We start from the raw sequence: 15,279 nt of genomic DNA, 5'->3' as shown, positions 1-15,279 counted from the left end.
TTTATCCAAGAAAGATTATTCGTACAACCACACCCTTAGCAATGATAGCAGCTGATCGGTATCTACCGGTTTGGAGATATAGTCGGAAGCTCCCGCCAGTATGCATTTCTCCCGATCTCCCGTCATCGCTTTTGCCGTCACCGCCATAATTGGAAGCTTTGCATATTTCGGAATGTCGCGTATCATACGGATCGTTTCATAGCCGTCCATTTCTGGCATCATCATATCCATTAGCACGATAGAAACGTCGGGATGGCTCTTCAGTTTCTCTAAGGCTTCCCTTCCATCGATGGCCGACACCACCTCCATTTGGTATTTCTCAAGCGCCTTGGTCAGGGAAAAAATATTTCTGACGTCGTCATCTGCGATCAGAACCTTCTTACCCTTGAGAACCTCATTCAAGGATCCGAGTTTGCTCTTACGTTCTGTCGGCTCATTCTTTTTCTCTTCAACAAGATGTAAAAACAGGCCTACTTCATCAAGGATACGCTGGTATGAATGCGCTGTTTTTATTACAATGGAATCGGCATACTGTTTAATGCGTACTTCTTCCGCCTTCGAAAGATTCTTTCCGGTGAAAATGATAATAGGCAGGTTCTCCAGTCCTTCGTTTTTCTTTATCGCTTCCAGCGTTTCATACCCCGTTCTATCTGGAACGCCCATATCAAGTATCACACAGTTCACATCATCTGAAATAAGCGCCTTAACACTTTCTTCCACATTGTTCTTGATCTCGGAAACGATATCGAAACTGCTTAGGAAATAAGATAAAGCCGCAGCGTGCTTCGGATTTTCCTCCACGATCAAGACCTTTTTCGGATACCTGCTCAATGCATCCTCAATCTTTTTGAACATCGCCCCCATCTGCTCCAACGCTACCGGTTTATTGATAAAATCTATCGCGCCCCGCAGCAGGCTTTCCTTTTTCACCTCCAGAGATGACATGATGTGCACCGGTATATGGCGCGTAGCTGCATTGCCTTTGATCTCATCCATCACCTGCCAGCCGTCCTTAACCGGCAGCTGTATGTCAAGCAAAATAGCTAACGGCTGGTATTTTATCGCGGCTTCTGCGGCCAGATCTCCCCGCACAATGATAATACCCTTGTAGTTTTGCTGTCTGGTATACTTCAGAAGGGCTCGTGCAAAATTAGTATCATCCTCTACAATCAATATAACTTTATCACCCTCGGTGATGTTTCCGCGGTCGTCCTCCACCTCGTCCGGAATATCACGGAGTACATACGGGCTGACGTCTTCGGAAACAATCGTGTTTATTTCCTCTACATCGTTCGCTATGATCTCCATCAATTCGTCAGTTGTTGGCTTCGCCGAGTTCACTCCGCCTTTTTTCTTTGGAATAGACAGCGTAAAGGTACTGCCCTCGTTTTCACGGCTCTCCAGCTTAATCTCTCCGCCCAGTAAGCGGGCGATCTCCCGGCTTATCGATAGACCCAATCCTGTACCGCCAAACTTACGGCGGGTAGATCCGTCCGCCTGCTGGAACGCTTCAAAGATAATACGTTGTTTACCTTCCGGAATTCCGATGCCTGTATCTTTTACGGAAAACGCTATGTGATCTTCGTTGTCCGCATCTACTGCAACCGTAAGGGTCACACTACCTTTGGAGGTAAACTTTATCGCGTTTGAGAGCAGGTTTCGCAAGACTTGATCCAGGCGCAGTCTATCCGTCTCCAAAGTATCCTCGATCCCTTCTTGTACATGTATGTCCAGCGACAACGATTTCTCATTTACAACCGGTTCAAACATCTGTCTGAGATCCCGGACGACAGCGGATATAGTCACGTTCTGATATTCAAGGTCCATCTTTCCTGCTTCAATCTTGGACAAATCAAGTATCTCGTCTATCAAGCTCAGCAGACTGGTTCCGGAGCTCTGAATTACTCTTGCCGACTCAACCTGCTCCTCATTGAGGTTAGCTTCAGTGTTTTCCGCCATTAGACGGGAAAGCAGAAGGATCGAGTTTAGCGGGGTTCGCAGCTCATGCGACATGTTCGCCAGAAACTCCGATTTGTACTTCGTGCTTAACGCGAGCTCTTCTGCCTTTTCCTGAATCTCTCTATTTCGTTCGGCGATAAGTTGGTTTTTTTCTTCCAATAGCTTAGATCGCTCTTCCAGTTCCTGGTTCGATTGCAGAAGTTCTTCCTGCTGTACCTTCAGTTCTTCTTCAGATGCCTGAAGACGCTGGGTCTGCGCTTCTAGTTCCGTATTCAGATTCTCTAACTCTGCGTGCTGGCTCTGAAGTTCCTCTGCCTGTGCCTGTGTCTCTTCGAGTAACGTCTGCACCTGCCGCCGGCTTCGGGCGGAAGCTACCGCAACGCCGATCGTGCGCGATGCCTCCTTGAAAAAGTCGAGTTCTTCCTTTCTGAAAGCATCGCAGGCCCCGATCTCTACCACGCCAATACATGTGCGCTCAACAAGAATAGGGAACAATAGCAGGCTATGTATGGCGAGTTGACCATTAGCAAAGCTTACCACATATGAATCCTCTCCGACACCTTCTATTAGCTTTTCCTGCCCGTCCAAAAATACCTGTCCTACCATACCCTCTCCCGGGGCAATGCGCTTCCGCATATAATCTTCCAGGCCATAGGCATATTGCAGTTCCAGCGCACCATTGCTAAAAAGGTAAAATGCGCCATTGAGGCAGTCGGTATGGTGCACCAAAAATGTCAACGCGTCACGTGCCAATGTTTCTTCATTTTTATTTCCCATCAGCGCCTCGTTCAACGACGCCAGTCCCGTTTGCTTCCACTCGTTGATGTTTAGCTCATTGAAAGACTTCTTAAGTGCGTCGCTCATCTCGTTTAGAGATCCTGCCAGGCTACCCAGATCATCCTTCTCAGAATCGTCTACCCGAATCGTATAATCTCCATGTGCTATCTGACTAGCGACTTTCTGGATAACCCGCAGCCGCCGCGATATTTCCTCATCCTTTTGCTTGAGCGAATTCTGCAGGCGTTCCCGTTCCCGGAAATCACTTTGGATACGGAAATAGAAAATACATGTAATTAGCAAAGACGTTATCGCCGCAGCAACAATAAAAATAGAGGTGTAATTGGACGATCTATTCAGTTCCTCGGAACGACGCGACAATATAAGCTCCTCACGTTCGATAAACCGTGCTATCAGGGAACGGCAGGCGTCCATATAGCGTTTACCTTCTTCCAATTGGCTAATAGAAACAGCTTCCCCACTTCTTTTTGCCTCCACCAGCTGGGTTAAAATGTCAGTCCTAGCTTTTACGACCCGTTCCAAACTATCGACTATAGCTACCTGTCCGGGATTCTCGGCCGACAGTTCACGGGCTTGCTTTAACGAACGGGGAAGGCTTTCCAAGCTTAATTCGTAGGGTTCCAGGAAACTCTGTTTCCCCGTCAGATGAAAGCCCCGCTGCCCTGTCTCTGCATTCTGCAGATCAATCAGTATCCGGTTAGCAGAGGCTATTACTCTCCTTGTGTGATCTACTTTCTCCCTATTCCCGACCTGCTGCTTTATACTGATATAGGAAGCAGTGGAGCTCGCTAGCAAAATGAGCAACGAGACCCCGAAACCAAACTGTAGATTTCTCAAAAACTTACTGGACATAAAAAGTTAGTCTAATGGTATTGTGAAATAAAATGTCGATCCTTTTCCAACCTGGCTTTTCAACCCATATTGCCCGCCATGCTGTCTTATAATCTCAGAACATATATAGAGACCGATGCCCAAACCTTGAAATTTCAATGATGATTCTTCCACACGGTAGAATTTTTCGAAGATATCCTTTTGTTTGTGCTCCGGAATACCTATGCCGAAGTCGGTCACTTCCACACGGAGGAACCGGTCGTCTGTAGCTGTGCGGACTATAACACGATCGGTGTGGGGTGCATATTTAATCGCATTTGTAAGATAATTGATCAATACCTGCTCGATACGGACTTCATCGCCGACGACCTCACGGGTAATCACATCGCCTTCCCGCTCAATCCGGATTTGTACATGGTCGTGTGTATGACGGATAGTATCGATCGCGTTGCTTAATAGATTCTCAAAGTCGAAAGCTTTTTTATTCATTTTAAGCTTGCCGTTATCCAACTTCGAGATATCCAAAAGATCCGTCACCAGATTATTAAGTTTGCCCACCTGTGCCTGTACCCTGCTGGTATATTTATGAACCAGGTCGTTCGGATCGTCCTTGATCGCCCGTTCCAATAGTTGCACATAAGCTTTGATACTGGTTAATGGCGTTTTCAGTTCATGGCTCGCTATACTTAAAAACTCGTCTTTTTTCTTTTCCATTTGTTTACGGTCGTCAATATCGGTAAAAGTGCCGACCCATTTATTGACTTCCTCCCCTTCTATGATGGGGATGACGCGTAACAGGTAAAAACGAAAGATGTCCGCATAGAGTTCTTTGATGCGAACTTCCAATTCCAACGGGCGATTATTGAGCATGGAAACCGACCACGCCTCCCATATCGATTGGTCATCAGGATGTGTCACGGGGAAATCGCTTGCTGAATCACTATATCGGAACCACTTGTTGTTCACGAAGTCAATCCGGCCATCTTTGTCTGCCGTAAAGGCAATCTGAGGTAAAGACTCCAAAATAAGGTGCAGTTGATCGACCCGCTCCTTTAGTTCTGCCTGTGCCCGCTTCCGTACCTCGATTTCCGATCGCAGCGCGCGCTGTGTCTCGCTCAATGCCAGCGTCTGTTCATATAGACGATAAAATGTCTTGACTTTCAATAACAAAATATCCGGATCTACGGGCTTCGTTACATAATCAATACCACCCGAAGCATACCCCCTCGTAATGAACTTCTTGTCCGTATTTACCGCCGAGAGAAATATAATAGGAATATCTTTCGTCTTACTGAAACCTGACAACGTCTCCGCAACTTCAAATCCATCTATGCCCGGCATTTGAACGTCCAGAATAATAAGCGCATAGTCGTTCCGCAACACCTTCTTTAGAGCTTCCTCGCCCGAAAGTGCTGTATCTACGGCAAAATCCTTCAGCTCCAACAACTTCTTCAGCGAATAGATATTCTCAGGTTTGTCGTCGACAATTAGAATCATAGTTTAAAGAGAGTATTTTATGTAAAAAAAAGTTCGGGTGTATGACAGCGCGCCATCTGATCCCAAACATTCGCATAAAACAATTTTGACTAGTCTAATAAGGACATATCATTCCGATCTATAACGTAGGTCCTGGTGAAAAGTCCTTCAAATATAATAAAAAACAGCAGAGCCTATCCGGCCGCAAATTATCGGCCCCGCCCATCCGATTTTAAGATAAGATACGCAGGCCCCCTGTAAATGGGTTAGTCCGTTATACGCAAAAACATCGACTCCTGATTCCAACCCGTTCATAGTTAAGAAGAATCACCTTTTTCCATTCCTCGTCTTGGGTGCACTATCCCTGCTCAGCCTCCCGATGTTTACGTCCGGTGGAAAATAAAGCCCCGTAAAAACCGCAAATTAGATGCGCGAAATTCAGGTGTTTTTCCGACATTTTACCGTACTTAGCCACTGCCTCCGACGAACGTCTCGCCCATCGCGCTCCTGCATTTGACATGTGGTGGGATCGATTTCGTAAAATAACATCAGAAATACTTGGAAGAATGTCCCGGACTTATTAAATTCACTCCTGACAAATTATAATCCACTCATGTTACACCTATACAAAAAAGTTGCGCTTACCATGCTGATCACAATCGCTATGTCGGTTGCTTATGCACAGACCAAACAAGAGAACTCCGTCAAAGCCGCGACCGACGCGCTGATCCAAGCCATGCTAAAACCCAATCGGGAAGCACTGGCCCGTTTAACGTGTGACAAGCTTTCGTATGGGCACTCCAGTGGAAAAATAGAGGATCAGGAAGAGTTTATACACACGCTGGTGTCGGGAGCTTCTGTCTTTGAAACGATACAGCGGTCGGACGAACAGATCGACGTAACGGACTATACTGCCATCGTGCGTCATACTTTACACGCAAAGACAAACGACCCCGGAAAAGGTCCGTCGGAAATAAAACTCGGTATTGTACTGACGTGGACCAAATTGAACAATCAGTGGAAACTCCTGGCGCGGCAGGCATATAAACTGCCCTAGCATTATGGCGAAACTTATTCCGCCGTTTCCGATCCAGAAATCGTCGATACCAGAACAGCCAAGGGGGTGAAACCGGCGTGCGGTCCGACCAGAACGGTGCTGTTGCAGCTCTCTCTCCTGTGGCCCCACCGAGTTTCTTTGACGTCTCAAGTGTAGATTAAAAAAGGCGATGCTATGTTGCCCGCCTCCTATTACGAAATATTAAACAATTACATTAATGATGATGTTAGGATGCCCTGAAGGAAGTCCTGACCCGGTAGGTTCCGGCTCAGGAGGCAGAACACACCCCAGCTTTCCAAATATAGCACTTCGGCATCGATTTTCAAAACACGGGCATACCAAACGCCTATTCAGTTCAACTTACCATGGCTGTTTTTGTCCAGCACCCAAGAGTACGGTATCTTATACAGCAGGCAACCGGTACCCATTGTGATAGGTCGCTGTCAATAACCTATTCGCCTCAGGATCGGTGAACGCCCTGGCGGCAGCATCCCAATAAAGCTTTTTGCCCGTCCGGTATGCGATATTTCCCATCTGTGAAAAGATGGCGATATGAGCTCCGGCTTCGATGGGAGCATTTAGTAATGTCGGGCTGTTACGCTGTATGGCATCTACAAAATTGACCATATGTTTGTCCAAACCGTTGTCCTGCGATTTTTGGAATGAAACCGCGTCCATTCTGCCGTTCTCAGGAATTACCTCCCAGCCTTCCCTATTTACGACAAGAGTACCATTGTTGCCGATAAATGCGACCCCATGGTTACGATTATAAGGGCCCAAGTCTATTCCGTTCGCATGTTCCCATTGTATATTAAACCCGTCAAATTCAAAAACAGATGTCAGTGTATCGGGCGTCTCTGCAGCATCGTCAGGATACGCAAACTTACCTCCCGCAGCCATAACCGACTTCGGATCCGAAACCTTCATGCCCAGCAGAGCGTAATCCAACATATGGACCCCCCAATCCGTCATTAGACCTCCGGCATAGTCCCAAAACCAGCGGAACTCGAAATGAAACCGGTTCGGATTGAATGGCCGCTTAGCCGCGGGCCCAAGCCAGCGTTCGTAATGGACGCCCGTCGGGACGGGTTCATCCGGCTTGACCGGAATGCTTTTCATCCACCCTTGGTAGGCCCACGCCTTTACAAGTCTGATTTTTCCAAGCTTTCCGGTGTGCACAAACCCGACAGCATCCCGAAAATGTTGCTGGCTACGTTGCCACTGCCCTACCTGCACAACCTTCTTATATTTTTTGGCCGCTGCAACCATAACTTCACACTCCCGGATAGAGTTACCGATCGGCTTTTCTACATACACATGTTTTCCGGCTTTCACAGCATCCACCATTTGCAGACAATGCCAATGATCTGGGGTGGCTATAATGACAGCATCAACGGTGTTGCCTGCCAGCAGTTCCTTATAGTCTATATAACGTTTGACGGTAATATTCCGGTCACGCAGCTCTGCTATACGTTTATCGAGTACCCGCTCATCCACATCGCATAGCGCCGTACACTCGACATGAGGCAGTTTCAGTATCGAGTTCAAATTCGACCAGCCCATACCGTTTACACCTATCAGCCCGATCTTCAATTTTGAGTTCGACAGAGGGAGGGCCTTGGCATCATAAAGCAGTCCCGTTGCGGCGAGTGTAGCGACACTCCGGATAAAATCTTTTCTTTTCATTGGTATATAATTATGTACTTCGCTCGGTATAAGTTGTCATAGACACTTATCGATTACAACATATATGAACGCACTATCATCCTTGCTTAGTTTACGCGGGCGCAGCAACGCCGCCGGTTTCTCCCGTTCACTATACCTTTGGTAACACGTATCCGTTATGATACTTTGCAACCAGATATTTGTTTGCGTCGGTTTCGATAAACTGCTCATCGTTACGGTCCCACGTCAGACGCCCTCCTGTACGGTAAGCGATATTTCCCATATGCGAAAGCTTTGCTATATGTGCTGCAGCCTCGATCGGGGCGTTCAATAGCTCCTCCCGCCCGCTTCTCACTGCTTCAACGAAGTTCGCCATATGGAGATCTAGACCTATATCCGCCTTCTTCTGAATACTTACCGGCTCCATCCGCCCGTTTTCGGCTAGCACCTCCCAGCCATTGCGGTCTAACACCAAAGTGCCGTTGTTACCAATGAACGCGATTCCATGCTCCCTTTCGTACGGCCCTCGGCCGATACCCGTGGCGTGTTCCCAGATAATGTTAAAGCCATCGAACGCATAAACAGCCGTCATCGTGTCGGGCGTTTCTCCGGCATCTTCGGGGTACGCAAACTTCCCACCCGTCGCCATAATCGACTTAGGCGCCCAAACGCGCATTCCCAGAAGAGCATAGTCGAGCAAGTGCACGCCCCAATCCGTCATTAATCCGCCAGCATAGTCCCAAAACCAGCGGAAGTTGTAATGAAAGCGATTTGGATTGAACGGTCCCCGCTTGGCCGGACCCTGCCAGGCTAAATAGTCGACGCCATCGGGCACATGCGTATCAGGCATTTTCGGAACACGCTTCTTCCACCCCAGATAGGCCCATGCTTTTACGGTTCTGATTTTCCCTAATTTCCCGCTATGTACAAACGAGATGGCGTCACGAAAATGTTGCTGACTCCGCTGCCATTGTCCAACCTGCACAATACTTTTGTACTTATTCTTCACGGCAATAAGAGCGTCACACTCCTGAATAGAGTTAGCCAAAGGTTTCTCTACGTAAACACTTTTTCCAGCTCTCATGGCGTCCGTAGCCTGCAGGCAATGCCAATGGTCGGGTGTAGCGATGATAACGGCGTCAACATCAGAAGCGGCCAGCAGCTGTTTATAATCTTTATAAGGTTGAGGATGTATATTTCGTTGTTTCAATTCGTGCAGGCGCTGACGCAGCACTTCGTCGTCAATATCACAGATTGCGGTACATGTCACATCCGAAATCTTCAATATAGACTGGAGATTGCTCCATCCCATCCCTTTTATCCCTATAACGCCTACCCTGATCCCTCTTGAAATATTAGATACAGTCATTAAACAAACGGTTTTGCTGATTAGTGTAGAACAAGATACATATTTTATCGGACATAAAGAAAACATCGTGTTTCGTGATTCAAATTAAAAGCCCCACAACTTCACGACATTCCAAGTCCACGACTTCGCAACCTCACAACTTCACAACCTCACAACTTTACAATTTCACAACTTCACGACTTCACAACTTTACAACTTGGCCGCTAAATCTTATAAAACTTTATCGAAATAGTATAACATTCCGGCCGTGTGTTTTACCCATATTTGTACAAAACGAAAAAGAAAATGGCTACGAACGACGAACTAAAACATATAGCAGAGCAGCTGGCACATCCATCGGGAACAAAAGGCCTCGAAATCGCAACCATGATGATGGAGACAAACGCCAATATGATCAGCCACGCGCTTGATGCGCTCAATATACAGCCGGGCGAACATCTTTTAGAAATAGGCCATGGAAATGCATATCACGTAGCTGACCTGCTTGCGAAGCACCTTGGCGTCTTCTACACGGGACTGGAGACATCCCTCCTTATGATGCAGCAGGCACAGATTTTAAACAAGGACATAAGTACCGATAGGGTCAACTTTCTACACTATGATGGGGAGAACTTTCCCAATGCTCTCGGTTCGTTTGATCATATCCTCACCGTCAACTGTATTTATTTCTGGAAGCGCCCCGCCTTCTTCATTACTGCTATCGCTAAGTTGCTAAAGCCGAACGGCGGGTTGGCCATTACCTTTGCTACTAAAGATTTCATGCGCCAATTGCCTTTTACGAAACATGGATTTAGGCTATACGATGTCAAAGATGTTCTGGCACTTGCTGACATACCGCAATTAAAACATACGCAGACGTTAAGGGCCGTCGAACGCATTAAGAGCAAAAACGGCCAACTGGTGGACAGGGAGTTTGTAACCGTCCTGTGGACAAAAACAGTATAGCACAATACACGATAGATAACATAAATTATAGAAAACCGATTCAACAGCTATGAAAAAAACATATAAAGTCTTAGGGATGACATGCAGCGGATGTCAGGCTATGGTACAGCGAAAGTTGAACGAAATGGAGGGCATCGATGCATCCGTCAATCTGGAAAAAGGAACAGCTGACATTGAAAGCACGCGGCACTATAGTCTACAGGAGCTGCGGGACTGGATTGCGCCCCTGGGCCATTACGACATCGTGGAGCTGCACGACACCTACAGCATACTCCGTCCGGATCTGCAAGACTCCCCAAGTGGACAATATATCTGTCCGATGTACTGCGAAGGGCACGACAGGATCTACCACGAAAAAAAACGCTGTCCGGTGTGCAACATGCATCTTGTTCCGGTCGAATCGCTGGATTCCGCCTCATTGCAAACACCCGTCCATCACACCAAAATGGCCAACCCATCAAATGCGGGCAAGTATTATTGCCCCATGATGTGCGAAGGGGATAAAGTATATAACACCTTTGGTTCATGCCCCGTCTGCGGCATGAACTTAGAAAAAATACCATCCTTAACAGTACAGACGACCTACACCTGCCCGATGCATCCTGAAGTCGTGCAGCAAGAGCCCGGAACATGCCCGATCTGCGGGATGGATCTGGTGGCAATACAGGCCGAAGAGGACAATACGGCGTACCGCGCTTTAAAAAAGAAATTCTGGATAAGTGTAGCACTGACCGTTCCTGTATTTTTGCTCGCTATGGGTGATATGCTGCCGGGAAAACCCGTAAGCACCTATATTTCCCCTTCCGTAAACGGATATATACAGCTGGCGCTTACGCTTCCCGTGGTCTTCTATACGTGTTGGATGTTCTTCAGCAGAGCATGGGTTTCGTTCAGGACGTGGAATTTAAATATGTTCAGCCTCATCGGACTCGGCGCCGGAGCAGGATTCCTATACAGTCTGGCCGCACTATTCTTTCCGCACGCTTTCCCAGAGGAGTTTGCTGACCATCATGGTGCTGTCGGCCTTTATTTTGAGTCAGTTTGCGTGATCTTGACACTCGTACTTCTCGGGCAGCTAATGGAAGCTAAAGCTCATGCCAGAACCAATATTGCGATAAAGGAGCTAATTAAATTGTCTCCTGCAGAAGCGATATTGATTCAGGATGGCGATGAAACGAAAGTGGCCGTATCGGCTGTGGGTGTCGGGGACGTCCTGCGCGTCCGTCCCGGCGATAAGGTGCCGATCGACGGAACCGTCATCGAAGGGACAAGCAGTGTAGACGAGTCTATGATAACGGGCGAGCCCATTCCACAGGAAAAAAATATAGGAGACGCCGTGATAGGCGGTACCATCAACGGCAACAGGGCATTCCTGATGCAAGCAACCCGCATAGGCACCGACACCCTTCTCGCCCAAATCATTCAGCTTGTAAGCGAGGCCAGTCGGAGCCAGGCGCCTATCCAACGGGTTACCGACCGAATAGCTAGAATATTTGTCCCCGTGGTGATGGCTGTAGCTGCAGCAACATTCATTATCTGGTACTATAGCGGCATAGATAATAGCCTCGCCTTCGCGTTCACCAATCTTCTTGCTGTGCTTATTGTAGCATGCCCATGCGCCCTGGGACTTGCCACTCCCATGTCGGTTATGGTCGCTATCGGCAAAGGTGCTAAAAGCGGCATTCTCATAAAAAATGCCGAAGCATTGGAAACATTGCGAAAAGTAAGCACATTGATTGTCGATAAAACGGGAACGCTGACCGTAGGTCGTCCGACAGTCGCGCACGTGTCGACAACAGATAGCCATCGGTTTAAAGAAGATGACATACTTCAGATCGCCGCATCGATTAACAGGCACAGTTCGCATCCATTGGCCCAAGCCATGGTGGATTGTGCCCAGCGCGGGGGATTACAGTTCCTCGATGTCACGAACTTTGAAGATATTGCCGGAAAAGGTGTCGCTGCGAACATCTTCCATATGCGGGTGTTGCTAGGGACAAAAAGACTGTTGGAAGAAAACAATATTACCATTCCTGATGCGTCGCAGGATGACATCCGTAAAATCGCAGAAGACGGCCCCAGTATTTCTTTGCTCGCGATTGATGGGGTATATTCGGGAATAATCTCCATTGTGGACGAAATAAAAGAAACGAGCCTAGAAGCAATACAGCGTTTACAGAAACGCGGTATTGACGTGCTAATGTTTACCGGCGACAACGAGAACACAGCAAAGGCCGTGGCCAAAAAAACGGGTATTCGACATTGGAAAGCGAACATGCTTCCTGCCGACAAGCTAAATGAAATTAAGAAGCTCCAGCAGCAGGGGCACATCGTAGCAATGGCTGGAGACGGGATCAACGACGCCCCGGCACTAACACAGGCGGACGTCGGAATAGCCATGGGAACGGGAACCGATATTGCCATCCACAGTGCGGAGGTTACGCTGGTTAAAGGCGACTTAAAAGCTGTGAACAAGTCGATTACCCTCAGCCACGGAATGATGACGAATGTTAAACAGAACCTTGTTTTCGCCTTTTTATACAACGTTATTGGTATTCCTGTGGCAGCCGGCATACTATATCCGGGATTGGGCATACTCATGTCGCCCATGATTGCCGCTGCGGCAATGAGCTTGAGTTCGGTATCTGTAATAGTCAATTCACTTAGACTCAACCGCGCCAGGCTAGACTGATTCCCCCTGCCATTCGCGGGTTGGGAAAATGGAAACCGGCGGTCCACTATCCTTCCATGCCAGTAGTCGCCGCAGACACTCGGAGAACGGATCAATCTAATTTCGGCAGGCAACAAAAAGGCCCCAAAGTGAATTACACTTTGGGGCCATCTAAAAACGACACACAATATTTATCGGTCGTCTTTGCTCAAGGAAAATGGCAGGTCGCCTTTCGCGGTGCCGCGTGATTTATTTGGCTCCGGGGCCATATCAAACGACAATGTCGCGCCCTTTACCAACTCGCTATGCTTAATGAAATTCTTGGTGTATCCCTTTCCATTCCATTTCATTGCATGGATATAACGATTCGAATCTGAGTTCTTAGGCGCCTCAACGACGATCTTCTTACCGTTGGACAGATGTAACGTTGCCTTTTTAAATAACGGAGCTCCAACGACGTATTCATCAACCGCCGGCGTTACAGGGTAAAACCCAAGCGCTGAAAAAACATACCAGGCAGAAGTCTGGCCGTTGTCCTCGTCGCCGCAGTAACCGTCCGGCAATGGCGAGTACATACGTTTCATCGTTTCACGCACCCAGTACTGGGCTTTCCACGGAGCGCCAACGTGGTTGTAAAGATAAATCATGTGCTGTATAGGCTGATTGCCGTGTGCATATTGCCCCATGTTAGCCACTTGCATCTCACGGATCTCATGAATAGGAAAGCCATAATAGGAATCATCGAATATCGGCGGTAAGCTAAATACCGAATCTAATTTAATTTCCATCGCCCGGTGTCCGCCCATTAGCTTCGCCAGACCTTCGACATCCTGGAAGACCGACCATGTATAATGCCAGCTGTTTCCCTCTGTAAACGCGTCGCCCCATTTAAACGGGTTAAAAGGAGCCTGAAACCGGCCGTCCTTGTTCTTGCCACGCATTAGTCCTGTGGACGGGTCAAACAACTTCTCGTAATTAAATGACCGTTTTTTGTAGAACGAGATATCGTCTGTCGGTTTATTTAGTGCTTTGGCAAGCTGGTATATAGCAAAGTCGTCGTATGCATATTCCAATGTTCTGGCCGCATTCTCATTAATACCTACGTCGTATGGAACATATCCGAGGTCGTTATAGTAGGAAGCCCCTGCACGTCCAACCGCCGTCAATGGCCCTGCGTTGTTGGCTCCGTGTTTTAGCGCTTCATACAATGTCTCGATGTCCTTGGAGCGGATTCCCTTTATCCAGGCGTCAGCTACTACCGACGCGGAGTTATTACCGACCATGACGTTTCTAAGGCCCGGGCTCGCCCACTCCGGCAGCCAACCACTTTCGCGGTAGGCGTTAGCCAAACCGTCCTGCATCTTTTCGCTCATCTCCGGATACATCAAATTCAGGAATGGGAATAGACTGCGGAACGTATCCCAAAATCCCGTATCTGTAAACATGTAACCCGGCAGAACCTCGCCGTTGTATGGCGAATAATGTACGACATTACCGTTGGCATCGATTTCATAGAACATTCGAGGAAATAACAAAGAGCGGTATAGGCAGGAATAGAACGTACGCATGTCGTCTATCGAGCCACCTTCGATCTCTATCTTCTTCAGTTCCGTGTTCCACACATTTTCTCCGACAGCTACCCGTTGGTCGAAATCTGTCCCCTCTAACTCCCGCAGATTACGTTCTGCTTGCTCACGGGAAATAAAAGAAGAAGCCACTTTCAATAGCACCTGATCGCCCGGATTTGCTATCTGGAACCCGACAAGAGCGCCGACATGGTCGGCCTTCACAAGGTAACGGCCGTCCACCAGCATAGAGTCGGCAAAAGTGGAAATATTTGCGAACGGACGGTCAAACTGAAGGACAAAATAGTTTTTGAAGTTGTCCGGAACACCGCCGCTATTCTTCGTTGAGTACCCAACAATCTTTTGTTCGTTCGGTATAACCTCCACGTACGATCCCTTATCGAAAGCGTCTAGCAATACGTATGCCTCGTCCGTTTTAGGAAAGGTAAAGCGAAAATATGCAGCCCTTTCTGTTGGAGTAATCTCTGTCGTAACATCATAATCCGCCAGATATACGGAATAGTAATGAGGTTTAGCAACTTCCGCCTTATGGGAAAAGTAGCTGGCCCGTTTATCTTGGTCGAATGTCTTCACGCCGACCATAGGCATAATGGAGAATTGACCGTAGTCATTCATCCAAGGAGACGGTTGATGGGTTTGCTTAAACCCCCGAAGTTTTTCGGCGGTGTACATGTACATCCAGCCATCCCCCATTTTTCCGGTCTGAGGGCTCCAGAAATTCATTCCCCACGGCATAGCAATTGCCGGATAGGTATTACCTGTCGATAAGAAATACGTGGATTGTGTACCAACAAGCGTGCTAACCAGGTCAATCGGTTTATCAACCTTGTCGATGGTCTGCGCCTGGGTCATCGCCATACTTCCGCTCAGTAAAACTGTTGCTAAAAATTTAAACTTCATACGTTAAATAGGCTTATCATAT

General features: G+C 47.7%; 8 protein-coding genes. 3 read left to right on the top strand and 5 right to left on the bottom strand.

All coding sequences use genetic code 11. The annotated features are described in order from the left end of the window. Positions 1 to 15: 15 nt before the first annotated feature. Entirely contained in the window at positions 16 to 3,609 is a 3,594-nt protein-coding gene (locus BC792_RS15005) for a response regulator (RefSeq protein ID WP_148909832.1), read from the bottom strand. 6 nt (positions 3,610 to 3,615) lie between these two features. Continuing rightward, positions 3,616 to 5,085, bottom strand: coding sequence for an ATP-binding response regulator (locus BC792_RS15000; RefSeq protein ID WP_148909831.1), 1,470 nt, complete (start codon positions 5,083 to 5,085; stop codon positions 3,616 to 3,618). Positions 5,086 to 5,677: 592 nt separating this feature from the next. Here BC792_RS15000 and BC792_RS14995 point away from each other — a divergent pair. Continuing rightward, positions 5,678 to 6,121 carry a nuclear transport factor 2 family protein gene (locus BC792_RS14995; RefSeq protein WP_246155127.1) on the top strand — a complete coding sequence of 148 codons (444 nt, stop codon included), beginning with the start codon at positions 5,678 to 5,680 and terminating at the stop codon, positions 6,119 to 6,121. A gap of 402 nt (positions 6,122 to 6,523) precedes the next feature. Here BC792_RS14995 and BC792_RS14990 read toward each other — a convergent pair whose 3' ends face one another. After that, on the bottom strand, positions 6,524 to 7,807 hold the full coding sequence (locus BC792_RS14990) for a Gfo/Idh/MocA family protein (protein WP_246155125.1): 1,284 nt from the start codon (positions 7,805 to 7,807) through the stop codon (positions 6,524 to 6,526). Between the two features lie 130 nt (positions 7,808 to 7,937). Then, positions 7,938 to 9,155, bottom strand: coding sequence for a Gfo/Idh/MocA family protein (locus BC792_RS14985; protein ID WP_246155123.1), 1,218 nt, complete (start codon positions 9,153 to 9,155; stop codon positions 7,938 to 7,940). A gap of 285 nt (positions 9,156 to 9,440) precedes the next feature. On the opposite strand from BC792_RS14985, the gene BC792_RS14980 reads away from it, so the two are divergent. Continuing rightward, the gene (locus BC792_RS14980; protein WP_148909828.1) at positions 9,441 to 10,100 is read left to right on the top strand and encodes a class I SAM-dependent methyltransferase; all 660 of its coding nucleotides are present in this window, start codon (positions 9,441 to 9,443) and stop codon (positions 10,098 to 10,100) included. 49 nt (positions 10,101 to 10,149) lie between these two features. Further along, positions 10,150 to 12,792: a heavy metal translocating P-type ATPase gene (locus BC792_RS14975; RefSeq protein WP_148909827.1), complete on the top strand. Its 2,643-nt coding sequence runs from the start codon at positions 10,150 to 10,152 to the stop codon at positions 12,790 to 12,792. Positions 12,793 to 12,962: 170 nt separating this feature from the next. Here the strand turns inward: BC792_RS14975 and BC792_RS14970 are convergent, their stop codons facing one another. Further along, positions 12,963 to 15,257: a GH92 family glycosyl hydrolase gene (locus BC792_RS14970; protein ID WP_148909826.1), complete on the bottom strand. Its 2,295-nt coding sequence runs from the start codon at positions 15,255 to 15,257 to the stop codon at positions 12,963 to 12,965. Between the last annotated feature and the right edge of the window lie 22 nt (positions 15,258 to 15,279).

This window comes from Sphingobacterium allocomposti, from assembly GCF_008124885.1.
In the GTDB taxonomy this organism is placed as follows: domain Bacteria; phylum Bacteroidota; class Bacteroidia; order Sphingobacteriales; family Sphingobacteriaceae; genus Sphingobacterium; species Sphingobacterium allocomposti.
This window is presented reverse-complemented; position numbering and strand designations above follow the sequence as displayed.

Excerpts from the sequence above, each read along its gene's own strand:
- BC792_RS14995 (WP_246155127.1), top strand. The coding sequence starts at position 5,678 with ATGTTACACCTATACAAAAAAGTTGCGCTTACCATGCTGATCACAATC.
- BC792_RS14985 (WP_246155123.1), bottom strand. The coding sequence starts at position 9,155 with ATGACTGTATCTAATATTTCAAGAGGGATCAGGGTAGGCGTTATAGGG.
- BC792_RS15005 (WP_148909832.1), bottom strand. The coding sequence starts at position 3,609 with ATGTCCAGTAAGTTTTTGAGAAATCTACAGTTTGGTTTCGGGGTCTCG.
- BC792_RS14975 (WP_148909827.1), top strand. The coding sequence starts at position 10,150 with ATGAAAAAAACATATAAAGTCTTAGGGATGACATGCAGCGGATGTCAG.
- BC792_RS15000 (WP_148909831.1), bottom strand. The coding sequence starts at position 5,085 with ATGATTCTAATTGTCGACGACAAACCTGAGAATATCTATTCGCTGAAG.
- BC792_RS14970 (WP_148909826.1), bottom strand. The coding sequence starts at position 15,257 with ATGAAGTTTAAATTTTTAGCAACAGTTTTACTGAGCGGAAGTATGGCG.
- BC792_RS14990 (WP_246155125.1), bottom strand. The coding sequence starts at position 7,807 with ATGAAAAGAAAAGATTTTATCCGGAGTGTCGCTACACTCGCCGCAACG.
- BC792_RS14980 (WP_148909828.1), top strand. The coding sequence starts at position 9,441 with ATGGCTACGAACGACGAACTAAAACATATAGCAGAGCAGCTGGCACAT.